The sequence below is a fragment of the Alteromonas sp. AWQ4_252 genome, from assembly GCF_056158205.1.
In genome coordinates this window covers 1,695,162-1,709,890 of record NZ_JBSWSV010000001.1, presented here as the reverse complement: position 1 = coordinate 1,709,890, position 14,729 = coordinate 1,695,162, and the positions used below count along the sequence as shown (strand labels likewise).

The following is a 14,729-nucleotide window of genomic DNA, read 5'->3' as shown; positions in this document are numbered from 1 at the left end:
ACGATAAATGCGAACTGGTATTCACAACCCAAGGAGCATAAATGTATAAAATGTCAACGAAAAAAGGTAGATCACATTTCATACTTATTTATGAAGTTCTATAATTCACTGTTAGTTTGCCCGTAAAATATTGATCTGCATTAAGGGCATGCTTTTTATTGCCCGTATAATGGGGTGCAGAATCACCCGTAGTCATAAGGTTTATCCATGAGCGAACAGATCGAGGTTAAAGACGTCACACCGATTAAGGTTCACAAACCCGCCGGTGGCATGCCGAAAAAGCGTCAGTCTTCCCGTAACCAGATTTATGTCCGCGCCGTTAAGGGGCCCATTGAGTCTTTCAGACGGTTTTTCGGATTTATTTTTCTCGCTGTGTTCGCCGTACTACCCTGGATACAGTACGACGGGCATCAGGCCATACTGTTAGATTTCGTTAGCCAGCGTTTCACTATCTTTGCGATGACCTTATGGCCCCAGGATCTTACACTTCTGGCGTATATCTTTATTGTTGGGGCCTTTGCGCTGTTTTTTGTGACCACTTTCGCAGGAAGGGTGTGGTGTGGCTTCATGTGCCCTCAAACCACGTGGGTATACATGTACATCTGGTGCGAAGAGAAAATAGAAGGGCCGAGAAATAAACGCATCAAGCTTGATGAGCGCGAGATGGATTTCGATAAGTTTTGGCGCAAAACAGCGAAGCATCTGGCCTGGCTGTCCATCGCCCTGTTAACCTCGTTAACTTTCGTCGGATACTTCACGCCCATTGGCCCTTTGTTTATCGACTTTTTTACCTTTAACGCAGGGTTCTGGGCAGTATTTTCTATCCTGTTCTTCACTTTTTGTACCTATGGCAATGCCGGATGGATGCGGGAAATCATGTGCACACATATGTGTCCCTATGCCCGTTTTCAATCAGCAATGTTCGACAAAGATACCTTTACGGTATCCTATGATTTTAACCGTGGTGAAAGCCGGGGCCCCCGTTCTCGTAAATTAAAGCACGAAGATTTAGCTGCAAAGAATTTGGGCGACTGTATAGATTGTAACTTGTGTGTACAAGTGTGTCCCACCGGTATAGATATTCGCAACGGCCTTCAATATGAGTGTATAAACTGTGGGGCTTGCGTTGATGCGTGCAATGGTGTGATGGAAAAAATGAACTATCCCAAAGGTCTCATCAGTTTCACCTCAGAAGAAAGATTGTCCGGTGGAACCACCCATATTGTCAGGCCCAAGCTTGTTGGTTACTTGGTTGTACTAATTGTTATGGTGGCCTTACTCATTGCCGATATAGTCACCCGAACACCTCTTGAAGTTGATCTGATCCGCGATCGCAATTCATTGTATAGAGAAAATGGCAGGGGCAATGTTGAAAATGTATACACTATCAAAATACTCAATAAATCTCAGGACACCCATACCTATACTATCGACGTAAAAGGATTAGCCAGTTACAACATTCTCGGTGAAACAGTGGTCACTGTGGGTGGCGGAGAAGTCTTCAGTATGCCACTATCACTGGAAACCTCACCCAAGAACCTCAGCGAAGCGGTTACGGAAATTTCATTCCACGTAATAACCACTGACGCAGAGGGCAATGTTGTGGAAGTCAATGAACCAACAAAATTCCTCTATAAATAGTGAAAAGCAAACGGATTTTGCTTTTGCAGGGTTAAGCCCGGATACCGTTTTGGATGCCCTTGAGAGCTGCCGGATTTACCCTGAATCCGGCTTGCTGGCTCTGAACAGTTACGAAAACCGGGTATACCAGTTCAAAGCACAAGACGCCGGTCGGTTAGTGGTGAAATTTTATCGTCCCGGTCGCTGGACTGACGAACAAATTCAAGAAGAACACGATTTTGCTAAAGAACTGGCAAACGCTGACATTCCCATGGTTGCACCTATGGAACTCGACGGTAAAACACTCCACCACGCATGCGGTTTTCGTTTTGCGGTATTTGCATCGGTAGGTGGCAGACAGTTCGAAGTAGATAACCTCGATCAGTTAGAATGGATGGGCCGTTTTATTGGTCGTATTCATCGGGTAGCACAGTCATCGCCATTTCAACATCGTCCTTCATTAACACCGTCAGCATTCCTGGACAAACCCCGGCAGATCCTTGCCAACAGCAGTCTTCTGCCCGGTCATTTGAAAACAGCTTTTTTTGCTATTCTCGACCCTCTTATTAATGAAACCCGTCAACGATATATTCAGCCTGAACACATTCGGCTACATGGAGACTGTCACCCCGGCAATATCTTGTGGCGTGACGGCCCTATGTTTGTGGATTTAGATGACTGTAGGATGGGTCCTGCCATCCAGGACATATGGATGATGTTGTGTGGCGACAGACAGCAACAATTGTTGCAACTCGATGTATTGGTTGAAGCATACGAAGAATTTAATACTTTCGACACGGCCCAACTACCTTTAATCGAACCCTTACGGGCCATGCGCATGGTTCACTACATGGCGTGGTTATCACAGCGCTGGGAAGATCCTGCTTTCCCGCGAGCATTTCCATGGTTTGCCGAGGATAAGTACTGGGAAGGACAAATTCTTGCACTAAAGGAACAGCTTGCAGCGCTTCATGAACCGCCGCTTAAACTTGGTTATTAACCTGCCTTTTGCGCGTCTTGTCGCGTATGCTAGTCGTGCGCGGACCACTGTGGTAATCTTTTTTTAATTGAATTATGACGGAAGTACTAACAATGAAAAAAATCTTTTTAGTTCTATTAGTTGCGCTGCTAATACCCTTACAGGCATGTGCAGATGATAGCAAATGGAAAGAAGGCACTCACTATAAAGTGCTTAACCACCCTGAAACAAAGAAGCCTGAAATCTACGAATTCGTTTCGTTCTGGTGTGGCCATTGCTATCGTTTCGAACCTATTGTTGCAGATATTAAAAGTTCATTACCTGAAGGCACTAAGTTCACAAAAATCCATGTAAATTTCATGGGAGGTGCATCTGTTGAGGTACAAGATGAAGCCACTCGTGCAATGATGATTGCCCGCGCCATAAAAGAAGAAGACAAGCTGGTAAACGCTATTTTTAAATACATTCATGAACAACGGGCTCCTGTTACCAGCCTTAATGACTTACGCAGCCTGTTTATTGTAAACGATGTTGATGCAGCCGAGTTCGACAAACTCGCCACCAGCTTCGGTGTAAATAATATGGTCAAGAAAAACAATAAATTACTGGCACAGTATCGCGCTGACGTGAATGCCACACCGTCATTTATTGTAAACGGTCGCTACCAGACAACTTTTGTAAAAGGTATGACGGCAGACGACATTAAAGAGTTGATTGTTTGGTTATCAAAACAATAATCTTATTCAGCTATAAGTAAAACGCGCCTGACGGCGCGTTTTTTATATCAACAAATCAATGCGGTTGAGATCTTAGAACTTGGTGTTAACCCACACCCACAGCTTGTCCGCATCTACTTTTATATCACCGGCTGAATAGCTGCCGTATTTCACACCCAGGGTAAAGTGCTCAGCTACTTTAGTAACGTATTGCACGTTGATTTCACTACCCAGGTCGCTAACTTCGGCTGATGACTCATCTGCCTCAAAGTTGTGATATGCCAACAGCCACTTACCACCTGCGAGGGTGCCACTCAATGAAAATGTGAGATCTTCCAAACCTTGCGCAGGCGTTGCCAGGAATTGGTCGGTCCAACCGTTGAATTTATGCAATGTTGCCAACGGTGTTGAAAATCCGTACATGCCATCATCAGAGCCCAGCACTTCGTACGTTACTTTACCGGTTATACCGGACACCACTGCCCCAGCTTCCAGTTTTAAATAGTCAGCATCAAAACTGTTGGTACCACTGTCAGACGTTTGCGTGGCAAACTCGGCACTGTACACTAACTTCATGCTATCTAACGCTGTACTACCCGCATAGCTAACACCATAAGTGTCCAAGCCATTGTCTGTATCGTTGTCGACTTCCAGTAAATAGGCATAAGCGGTAAATTTACCTATCTCAGACTTATATGACGCGTTGAGCAGGTGATCTTTGCTGTTTAAATCAGCAGCTTCAGCAAAAATTCGATTGCGCTGACTTACATAACCGTAAAACAATGACAAATTGTCCGTCGCATATTTAGCGGTTACTCCGTCAAAGGTTTGCCAATCTTGTCGCCAGCCCACGTGACCTACAAAGCGGTGGCCATCGAGGGTAATAATTTGACGACCACCTTTAATGGTGAGGTTATCATTTTTGTATTGTACAAAGCCCTGATGCAACTCTGTGGTTTCAGGGTCAGCGATCACCGAATACTCACCAGCTTTATAGCCTGCAGGCGGCACTGAGTAATCGCCCTGACCAAATGCTATTCTTACATCTTCCATTTCTGCGGTGATAGAGAAGCCGTTATAGCTTCCGGTGGTTACACCAACCATCGTTCTCAACGTCAACGCATCGGCATCTGCCAGCGCGTTGTCTTGATCGACGGACTCATATCGCAAGTTAAAATTCGCTGTCGCCGTGGTTTCTTTCATTGCCTCGTACCAGTCTGCTGCAGTAGCCGGAAATAGAATACCCGACAGCGCAACGACCAGAAGTGAACGTGTGTAGCGTGCTGATAGTTTCATTGTGTGTTCCTCTATATTTGAGACGAGAATAGCCCGCCCTTCACATCTAGAAGAGCTACCTCTTTGTTTTCTAATAAGTATCTAAACTGTTAAGCTGCGTCTGACTTATTGCCTGATTTACCGTTTTCAGAAGCCTTTGCTGACTTTTTGCTTCCCACCGGTTCTATCTTTTTTTGTTTTTCATACAGGAAGGTTAATACCTCATGGCGATAATGGTTATATTCCGGGTTATCAGCTAAGGCCAATCTATCTCTTGGTCTTGGCAACTTGATATCCAGAATTTCTCCAACAGTAGCTGCGGGGCCATTTGTCATCATTACAATGCGATCAGACAATAAAACCGCCTCATCCACATCATGCGTAATCATGATGACCGTATTGCCCAAGTCTGCATGAATTTCCATGAGTGAATCTTGCAAGTGAGCACGGGTTAAAGCATCAAGTGCCCCAAATGGCTCGTCCATTAACAGCACTTTCGGCTCCATGGCCAGGGCTCTGGCAATACCAACACGCTGTTTCATACCGCCGGATATTTCAGAAGGTAATTTGTCTGTGGCATGGGTCATATGTACAAGCTCAAGGTTGTGCATAACCCAATCGCGAATTTCTTTTTTGCTTTTTCCACGCAAAGTTTGCTTTACCGCCAGTTCCACGTTCTTGTAAACGCTTAGCCAGGGCAGCAGAGAGTGGTTCTGAAAAACCACCGCCCGCTCCGGGCCGGGCTCTTTGACCTCAGCGTTATCGAGAATAACGCCGCCGGTGGTAGCCTGATGTAAACCAGCAACAATGTTGAGAACTGTTGATTTACCGCAGCCCGAGTGACCAATCAGGGAAACAAACTCGCCCTTATCAATTTTAAGGTTCACGTCCGTTAGCGCTGTAAACGGGCCTTTCGGTGTGGGGAAATCAATACCAACCTGGGTTAATTCAAGGTGTTTAGGTGTCATGATTTTGTCTCCAGTTAATTAGCGCAGTACGCTATTTTTGTCCCAGCTCACTAAGCGCTGCAGCATGAGCATTACCCTGTCTAGGATAAAGCCGATAGCACCTATGGTAAGTACTGCCACCATTATTCTGGCCAGTGATTCCGAACTGCCGTTTTGGAATTCATCCCAAACGAACTTCCCAAGACCGGGGTTCTGCGCCAACATTTCGGCGGCGATCAGTACCATCCAGCCAATGCCGAGGGAAAGGCGTAAACCAGTAAAAATCATCGGAATTGAAGCAGGTAAGACAATCTTAGAAAGATGTGTTAGCGGCTTTAATCGCAGTACCCGGCTAACGTTCACCAAATCTTTATCAATATTGGAAACGCCTACCGCAGTATTGATTAGCGTAGGCCATAAACAACACAGGGATACAGTAAATGCTGACGTCACAAATGATTTGGAAAACATGGGGTCGTCCGACACATAAAGGGCACTGACTACCATTGTCACCAAAGGCAGCCAGGCCAAGGGAGAAACAGGTTTAAACAGTTGTATAAGCGGGTTTATGGCTGTGTACGCTGACTTACTTAGCCCACACAGGATCCCCACAGGTACGGCAATCAATGAGGCAATAAGAAACCCCACCATAACCGTATACAAACTAGTCCAAATTTGGTCGAAGAAAGTCGGCGCACCGGTAAACGGCCTGATTTTAGGCTGATAACTCGGATCCTGAGCTACCCGTTTCGCATTGCGCTCTTCCTGGCGAACGTAGAACGCTTCAGCCTGTTCTCGCTGAGCATTATGCTCGTCGATTAGGGTCAGTGTTTGCGTCCACACCTGAGCGGGCCCAGGGAATTGTCCCAATGATGTATCAATGTTTTTTGCTACACCGTTCCAGACAGCCAAAAAGAGCAGCAATCCAATAACGGGAAGCAATAACGCTTGAGTATTGCTCATTAGTGTTTTCAAAGGGTTACCCTCTTTAAGATGTCCGATAGAGGTTACCAGCGACGCCGACTTGCTCATGTTCTTCTCCTGATTCTTACTGTTAAAGGACTTTGTCGCCCTTCAGACCTATGCTGAAGCTTTCCAGATAGACATTAGGTTTAGTACCGTCATAGGTAACACCGTCAATGAATTCTGTTTGCGGGGGTTTAAAGCCTGATTCAGAGTCAAAATCAGGAAAGTCAGCGGCATTTGCTTTACCTTCTTCAATAAGCGCTTTGGCGGCAACTGCGTAGATGTCAGGACGATAGACTTTCTTCGCCATATCCATGTACCAGCTGTCAGGCTTATGCTCTGAAATTTGGCCCCAACGACGCATTTGTGTCAGATACCAAATAGCGTCGCTGTAGTACGGATAAGTGGCGTTGTAGCGGAAGAATACGTTGAAATCAGGAACGTCTCGCTTGTCACCTTTCTCATATTCAAATGTACCAGTCATGGAGTTCGCCAGAACAGCTTCATCGGCACCAACGTAAGTACTCTTCGCTAATATTTTCACAGCTTCAGGACGGTTAGCATTGTTGTTTTCATCCAGCCACATGGCTGCGCGGATCATCGCTTTAACAACGCGAATATGAGTGTTCGGATACTTCTCAGCCCATTCATTGCTCACACCGAATACTTTCTCCGGATTGTTTTTCCAAATTTCATAATCGGTAATAACGGGAACACCAATACCCTTGAATACAGCTTGCTGATTCCATGGCTCGCCAACGCAGTAGCCATAGATAGTGCCGGCTTCCATGGTGGCTGGCATTTGTGGCGGGGGTGTCACTGACAACTGCGCCTGAGCATCAATTAAGCCTGAATTATCATCTTTGTGAGGTGCGTAGTATCCGGGATGGATTCCACCAGCAGCCAACCAGTACCGCAATTCATAGTTGTGCGTAGATACAGGAAATACCATACCCATTTTGAAAGGTTTGCCCTGGGCCCGATAGCTATCTACTACTGGTTTAAGATAGTTAGCTTTAATAGGGTGAACCGGTTGTCCGTTTTCCATGGGAATATGTTTCTTCATCTCTTCCCATATCGTGTTTGAAACCGTAATGCCGTTACCGTTTAAATCCATACTAAATGCGGTAACAATATGCGCTTCGGTACCAAACCCGATAGTAGCGCCTAAGGGTTGACCCGCCAGCATGTGCGCACCGTCTAACTGCCCGTCGATGACGCGATCAAGCAGTACCTTCCAGTTTGCCTGCGCTTCTAAGGTGACATACAAGCCTTCATCTTCAAAAAAGCCTTTCTCGTATGCAATCGCCAAAGGCGCCATATCAGTGAGCTTGATAAACCCAAACTTGAGTTCTTCTTTTTCCGGCCAGCCAATGTCTTCTGCTGCCACACTTTGTGCGCTTAGCCCCACTGTGGTAAAAGCCAGAGTTAGCCCGCAAGCAATGGCTTTCATTTTTTTCTTTAAACCTGTTAAGGGTGTTGACGCAATCATGTGTATTCCTCGTTGCCAAAAAAAAACCCACCAGGTTAATGTTTGACCATTAACCTGGTGGGCTTCGTTGCCTAGCACCTTCTCGGTGTGCGAATTTATTTTTAAATCACCACAACCCTGTCACTTTTGAGCGGATTATTATTATGTTGCGATGAAATGCAAAACTGTGCGACTAATACAAAGCATCAACAATGCCAACATTTAAAACACATATAAATCATAAACTTAAAATAAATCACTATTCATCATTATCGATAATTGATTCATGATTGTGCAAAACCATTGCACTGAATGCGCTGTCATGATGCATGCCCTTTTATTAAGCACAAAGCAAGCGGCACGTTCGCGCAGCTTGCTTTACACTTATTAGCATTGAAATACGTATTGAATTATTTGGTTTTAGCAGGTTCTGTTTCCGGCCCCATCCGATAATCAAGTTGAACAAGCAAACCGGTTTGCCGCTGCGCTTTCCCGCCCTGGACACGGGGTTTGTACTTCCACTGTGCCAACGCTTGCTTCGCACTGTCGTCAAACACTGCCAATGGCTCCGATGACACCACCTCTATGTTTGCAGTATTTCCCTGTTCAGTAATATCAAATCGCAGCACAACCGCGCCTTCTACGCCATGAGCAACGGCGGCATCAGGATAAACTGGGTCAACTCGTTGCACCGGATGCGCTTTATTCACCTCAGCTTTGGGCATACTATCTACAGGTAATTTAGCTAATGCAGTATTACCAATGAGCAGTGCTGCGGCTGTAATAGCAGCGCCAATCATTGGCCTGGTGGTGATTCGAAAGCTTTGCAGCCCGTTTAATCGTTTTATCATAATAGTTTTTCCTCCAAAGGATGGGTAGGGATTGCCCCTGAACGACGCGCGCTCTGCACATAACACCAGTGCTTTTGCGTACGCCAATTTCTCTTTCACTGTTGCGCGATGCAACACGGATTCATCACACGCTCTTTCCTGTGACAACCGAAAAGCACGTAATCCAAACCACACTAAAGGGTTAAACCAAAAGCAGGTTACTACGATAAGTGCCACACCATTCCACAAGTGATCGCGATGCTGTATGTGGGTATGTTCGTGCTGTAATATAAGCGACTGCTGCTGCGCATCGAAAGACGTGTGAAAATGCTTGGGCAAAAGCACTCTGGGCCGAATTACGCCATATAACATGGGTGAATCTACCTCATGAGTTAGGTAGGTATTTTCTGCCACGGCCATACTTTGTGTTAACGCCCGCTTAAACATCCAGTGTTGATAGAGAAAATAGGCAATAAGCAGACTAACGCCACCAGAATATAAGTAACTAAAAAAATAACTATTATCGGACACAACATCAGCCGAAATACCGACGACATAACGGCTGATTTCATGATTATCTAATGCCGCTAGCGGCAGCGGAATATTGTTTAAAATTAACAGCAATGGCACCAACACCCATAACCAGTAGCTCAATCTGCCACTGATAAAGTCACTGCCTGAGTAGGTGATCAACGCAACTACCATTACAGTCGCGCTAACAACAAATTGCTGCTGAATTAACCATTCAATCATTGTTGTCTTCCCATTGCTCAATTAATGCCTTTAACGCCTCAACATCCTGTTTGGATAGAGATTGCTCATTCGCAAAACCCGCCACCATAGGCGCAACCTTGCCTTTAAAAAGGCGACTTATAAAACTAGCGGTTTCTTTTCGATTGTAGTCTTCACGGGCTATTAACGGGGAATACAGGTACTGGCGTTGCTGCTTCTCAAAACTCAATACGCCTTTTTTTAAAAGACGGCTAAGTAGCGTTTTCACAGTTTTCTCGTGCCAAGGCTTGCGACTATTCAAGCGCGCAATAATGTCGCCAGATGTTGCAGGATAACTTTCCCACAGTGCGTCGAGCACCTCGAATTCAGCATTAGAAATATCTGGCATATCTGCCATAGGCTCACCTTTAGGATTACACTTGTAGTCAAAATAAGATTACACATGTAATTCTTAAAAGCAAACATTTGTTTCACAGAAAATTGTAGTGGAGTTTTGAACCTGAAATCAGGTAAGTAAGGAGGAACGAGAATCCCGCCTTATCGCGACGGGAGAAAAAATTACGCCTTGACGCTAAATGGTAATGCGCTTTTATCCCGCTGTTGCCAATAGGTAGTAGCGAGATTAGTGGCGGCTTCGATAGATAACGACTGTGTGAGGATCAAATAGCTCGTCAGTGTCGCTTTAATCGATTGCTGAGCATAAGCGTGCGCTCGCTCTCCTCGCCAAAAGGACAACATGGATGATATATCCATATCTTTGTCTTTAAGCGCCCATGTTTCTGCCATTTCAGGTAGCGCAATGACATCTGTACTGCCACCTCGGGTAACGAAGAGTTCAGTGGGACGTTCTGCGTTCACCTCAGGGTCGCCGCCGTCGCCGCGAAAGCACAAAGACTGAAATTGAGGGAATGCTTCATTCACTCGCTGATGTTTATGATCAAGATGCATGTGATACACCCCCTGCACATTAAATGTCGAACCGGTTGGGTTGAGCAAACGCGCCAGGGTATTTGCACAAGAACGCAATCCAAACACTTCGCGTAATTTAATCAGGGTGTTTAAAGGCGGCAGTACTACGCCTAAATCCAAATACGCCGCATTGTAGGTATTGAGCTGCGCACTTGCTTCATCAACAGTGGATATAGCTGGCAAGCCGAGTTCGGGCAGCGCAAGTGAAGCGTATAGACGACCAGAGCCAGGCTCATGAGCACCGTGTAAAAAAACCCTGACACCCTGTTGTGCCAAACAGGCCACGGCTAATAAATACCAGGGCAATTGTCGGCGCTTGCCTGCATAGCATCCAATATCCAGATTTACACTAATCGTTTTAAAGGTAGCTGGGATGAGTTCCCTGCACGCTTCCACAAAGCCAATGACTTCTTCCGGCGTTTCTTCCCGGGTGCGAAGCAACATTAAAAATGCGCCCCGTTGATCACCCGTCACTTCTCCGGCAAGTAACATTTTCATTGCCGTGTAGGCTTCTTGCCTGGTTAAACTACGGCTTCCTTTTTGACCTTTCCCAATAATCTTTATGTACTGACTAAATTCCTGTGACATGGCTAACCTGTTGAAGAAGTGCTGGCGTGACGCTTTGCCGAGACTTTACCACCTCTCCGAAGATCAACAAAGCAGGACCTTGCAATTCTGCCTCCGCCACCTTTTGTGCAATAGAAAAAACCGTGGCAGTCAACACTTGCTGGTTGGGACAGCAAGCATTTTCTATGACAGCCACAGGAAAATCGTCTGGTAAACCCGCCTTTCGCAATTGTTCACAAATCAATGACAAACGCTTCAACCCCATATAAACCACCATGGTTTGGGACATCATTTGCGCCGCCATTTTACAAAAATCAGGCAGCACATCCTCATCTTTAAAGTGTGCAGTTGTCAGCGTAACAGATTGTGCACAATTGCGATCTGTAAGAGGAATACCGGTATAAGCTGAAGCCCCTGAAGCTGCGGTGATCCCGGGCACAATGGCAAAGGGAATCCCCGCCGATTCCAACGCCGTAGTTTCTTCTGTTGTACGTGCAAAAACGGCAGGGTCGCCACCTTTCAGGCGAACAACGTTAAGGCCAGACAGGGCCAATTCAACCATTCGCTCACAGATGGAATTTTGCGGCATTGAGTGCTTGCCTGAGCGCTTGCCAACGAACTCTGTCTTAACGTGGCGCGGGATCTCCGCTAAAACAGACTGATTCACTAACCAGTCAAACAACACAACGTCAGCTTGTTGCAAACACTTCCAGGCTTTTATCGTAAGTAACTCTGCGTCTCCAGGGCCCGCACCGATAATCATTACTCGTCCTGTTTGACGACGTTCTCTTGCCGTGAACGCGTCAGAGTGCTTATTGCCTTTTGTCGTGCTTTCCATTCCCCGGCGAAAGAGCAGCCCGGGTAATTTAAAAATAGCGGTGTTAATCATGGAGACTTACCCCTTTCTTAAAGAATTCTTCTTGAGAAGATGTTGCCATTTCAGACAAACAGCGTTTGAGCTCAGGTTTACATGACCCGCAATTGGTACCGCACTTGAGCTGTTCGCCCAACGCTTCTACCGATAACGCGCCCGCAGTGATAACATCATCAATAACTTTTCTGCGCACACTAAAACAGCTACAAACCACCGGCCCTTGTAAAAATGATTCGTCTGGCTGACGACGGAGCAAAGATGCCAAATCATCTTGCGTGAGCGCATCCCGGCCCAGGCAATCTTCCAGCCAGCTGTCTGGTAAATCTGTTTGCTGTGGAGCTGTCCATACACCAAGCTTCAACTGATTACTTTCTGTGGCAATCAATGATAATCCACGCTCACCCACTGTGTAAGTAAGCACCCACTTATCGGGTATTATCTGCAATATTTTATTGAGCAAATCAGAAGGCGCATCAGAGGTGGCAAGCATGGCGGATGTTCCACCGTTAAGTGGCAGCATTGCCCAATACTCAAAAATGTCACACACAGACTTCATCGTCTGCGATTCATGTACAACAGCTTTTCCATAGAATGGAAAAGTGACAGGCTTAAGCGCTACGGCTCCCTGCTTGAGTTCTGGTTGACCGGAGATCGGGTCGTGAGAACCGTCGAATAAAGCCCCGATGGTGAGATGTGAGCCCCAGGTTGCAGACCAGTGGATGGGCGCAAAACAGGCGCCTCTGCGCAGTTGGGGGTCAGCCTTTACTGGCAATATAACCGGGCGGTCAGAGCTACAACCACTGTTAACAGAAGTTAAGTCTCCTTCTGTCAGATCTAGTGCAGCCATATCGCTTGGAAACATGTGTAAAGCTGCATGAGGCGTATGCGCTAAAAGCGTTGGGGCACGTCCTGTTCTGGTCATGGTGTGCCACTGGTCACGCAATCTTCCCGTATTCAGAACAAAAGGAAATGCCGCGCTTGTTTGTTGCTGAGGCAAACGGGGAGAAATAGGGACAAAATGAGCCCGCTTATCTGCGGTATAAAAGCGCCCATCGCCAAATAATCGTGAGGGAACATTTGTATATTTTAGATTAACTGGCCACTGAACAGGCGTCAGTGAATCATAAGCTCGTCGACTTAAATCACACAGGCCACTGAGGTCTAGCGCCCGTTCGCCATTGTTCTCAAAGGCCGTTAACGCTGCGTGCTCGGCAAAAATATCTGCAGGGTGACTATAAGAGAACTGGTCTGCGTACCCGAGCTTTTTTGCAACATCGCACAAGGCTTGCCAGTCGTGGCGCGCTTCGCCTGGGGGTGGAATAAGTCCTCGCTGCCGGGAAATACGACGCTCCGAATTAGTTACGGTGCCGTCTTTCTCAGACCAGCCTGAGGCAGGCAACACCACATCGGCAAAGGCTAATGTGTCGTTTTTACTCACAATATCCGACACGACTACCATGTCGCATTTCGCCAATGCTTGCTCCACTTCTTTGCGGTTGGGCATGCTAACTACAGGGTTAGTTGCCATTATCCACACAAATTTTATTTTGCCCGAGGCCATTTGTTTGAACATATCAACGGCTTTAAGGCCAGGTTGCTGACAAATAGTTGGAGACTGCCAGAACCGTTGAACACGTTCCCGGTGAACCGGGTTGTCAATATCCATATGCGCGGCAAGCATATTTGCCAGCCCACCGACTTCCCTGCCTCCCATGGCATTAGGCTGACCTGTGATGGAAAATGGGCCACTGCCTGATTTACCAATTTTTCCAGTAGCCAGGTGGCAATTAATAATGGCGTTACCCTTATCCACGCCAGAAGTCGACTGATTGATACCCATGGAGAAAAAAGAAATCACTTTTTCATTAGCAGTAAAATGCTCGAAAAACTGCAGTACTGCTTGTAAGTCAACATCGCATTGTTCTGCTACTACTTCTGGGGTATAGCTTTCACTGGATTCAATTGCGTCACTGAAACCTGTCGTATGCTGGTCAATAAAACCGCTGTCCAGCGCATTTGATTTGACGGTGTAACGCAATAAACCGTTAAAAAGCACAGCATCGGTGCCGGGCTTTATCTTGAGGTGACAGTCGGCCAGTGTGGCAGTATCCGTTCCCCGTGGGTCTATCAATACGATTTCCAGGGCAGGATTGAGCTGCTTGGCCCGTTCAATTCGCTGAAAAAGTACCGGATGCGTGAAGGCCGCATTGCTGCCAATAAAAATAATACAATCTGCACTTTCTAAATCGTCGTACTGACAAGGAACGATATCTTCTCCAAACGCCCGTTTATGTGCCGCCACTGCAGAAGACATGCACAAACGAGAATTAGTGTCGATATTTGCCGTTCCCAGGAAACCTTTCATAAGCTTGTTGGCAACGTAGTAATCTTCGGTGAGTAACTGACCGGATACATAAAAGGCTACGGCTTTAGGACCATGTTCGCGAACAATGCTGGCTATCTTATCAGCAATGTGAGTGGTGGCTTTTTCCCAGCTTTCCCGCTTGCCATCTATAGCCGGGTACAACAATCGGCCATCCGGGCCGGTTGTTTCCAGCAAATTGGTTCCCTTTACACACAATCTTCCAAAATTAGCAGGATGTTCTGGTGTGCCTTTAAGGGATACAGCTTCAATCGTGCCTTTTTGCGACTGCAGTGTAATATCAACGCCACAGCCCACACCACAATACGGGCACGTCGTTTGCGCCAGAGCCGGTGTCCTGATTGGGTCTGCTAACGAACCTGATGTGTTAACCTGTGTGGTGCGGGCATGATTCATTACT

The 14,729-nt window shown here is 46.4% G+C and carries 12 protein-coding genes; 3 read left to right on the top strand and 9 right to left on the bottom strand.

What is annotated here, in order from left to right:
* Nucleotides 1–207: 207 nt before the first annotated feature.
* The 3 genes from ccoG to ACXACM_RS07650 all read left to right on the top strand — a co-directional run bounded on the left by ccoG (nt 208) and on the right by ACXACM_RS07650 (nt 3,336).
* Nucleotides 208–1,641: a cytochrome c oxidase accessory protein CcoG gene (gene ccoG / locus ACXACM_RS07660; RefSeq protein ID WP_474820862.1), complete on the top strand. Its 1,434-nt coding sequence runs from the start codon at nt 208–210 to the stop codon at nt 1,639–1,641.
* Nucleotides 1,613–2,620, top strand: a complete 1,008-nt coding sequence (locus ACXACM_RS07655) for a serine/threonine protein kinase (protein WP_474820861.1) — start codon at nt 1,613–1,615, stop codon at nt 2,618–2,620. Before ccoG ends, ACXACM_RS07655 begins: the two co-directional genes overlap by 29 nt.
* Nucleotides 2,621–2,712: 92 nt before the next feature.
* A complete protein-coding gene (locus tag ACXACM_RS07650) occupies nt 2,713–3,336 on the top strand; it encodes a thiol:disulfide interchange protein DsbA/DsbL (RefSeq protein WP_474820860.1) in 624 nt (207 codons plus the stop codon).
* A gap of 72 nt (nt 3,337–3,408) precedes the next feature.
* Here ACXACM_RS07650 and ACXACM_RS07645 read toward each other — a convergent pair whose 3' ends face one another.
* The 9 genes from ACXACM_RS07645 to ACXACM_RS07605 all read right to left on the bottom strand — a co-directional run bounded on the left by ACXACM_RS07645 (nt 3,409) and on the right by ACXACM_RS07605 (nt 14,725).
* Nucleotides 3,409–4,611, bottom strand: a complete 1,203-nt coding sequence (locus tag ACXACM_RS07645; RefSeq protein ID WP_474820859.1) for an alginate export family protein — start codon at nt 4,609–4,611, stop codon at nt 3,409–3,411.
* An 89-nt stretch (nt 4,612–4,700) separates the two neighbouring features.
* Nucleotides 4,701–5,558 carry an ABC transporter ATP-binding protein gene (locus ACXACM_RS07640; RefSeq protein WP_474820857.1) on the bottom strand — a complete coding sequence of 286 codons (858 nt, stop codon included), beginning with the start codon at nt 5,556–5,558 and terminating at the stop codon, nt 4,701–4,703.
* 18 nt (nt 5,559–5,576) lie between these two features.
* Nucleotides 5,577–6,500, bottom strand: coding sequence for an ABC transporter permease (locus tag ACXACM_RS07635; RefSeq protein ID WP_474824269.1), 924 nt, complete (start codon nt 6,498–6,500; stop codon nt 5,577–5,579).
* A 91-nt stretch (nt 6,501–6,591) separates the two neighbouring features.
* Nucleotides 6,592–7,956, bottom strand: coding sequence for a CmpA/NrtA family ABC transporter substrate-binding protein (locus ACXACM_RS07630; RefSeq protein ID WP_474824267.1), 1,365 nt, complete (start codon nt 7,954–7,956; stop codon nt 6,592–6,594).
* 428 nt (nt 7,957–8,384) lie between these two features.
* Nucleotides 8,385–9,557, bottom strand: coding sequence for a TonB family protein (locus ACXACM_RS07625; protein ID WP_474820856.1), 1,173 nt, complete (start codon nt 9,555–9,557; stop codon nt 8,385–8,387).
* A complete protein-coding gene (locus ACXACM_RS07620) occupies nt 9,550–9,924 on the bottom strand; it encodes a BlaI/MecI/CopY family transcriptional regulator (RefSeq protein ID WP_474824265.1) in 375 nt (124 codons plus the stop codon). Before ACXACM_RS07620 ends, ACXACM_RS07625 begins: the two co-directional genes overlap by 8 nt.
* Nucleotides 9,925–10,094: 170 nt before the next feature.
* The gene (locus ACXACM_RS07615; protein ID WP_474820854.1) at nt 10,095–11,093 is read right to left on the bottom strand and encodes a glycosyl transferase family protein; all 999 of its coding nucleotides are present in this window, start codon (nt 11,091–11,093) and stop codon (nt 10,095–10,097) included.
* A complete protein-coding gene (gene cobA, locus ACXACM_RS07610; protein WP_474820853.1) occupies nt 11,077–11,961 on the bottom strand; it encodes a uroporphyrinogen-III C-methyltransferase in 885 nt (294 codons plus the stop codon). The genes ACXACM_RS07615 and cobA overlap by 17 nt, the downstream gene beginning before the upstream one ends.
* Complete coding sequence (locus tag ACXACM_RS07605) at nt 11,954–14,725, bottom strand: nitrate reductase (RefSeq protein WP_474820852.1); 2,772 nt, start codon at nt 14,723–14,725, stop codon at nt 11,954–11,956. The genes cobA and ACXACM_RS07605 overlap by 8 nt, the downstream gene beginning before the upstream one ends.
* Nucleotides 14,726–14,729: the final 4 nt, after the last annotated feature.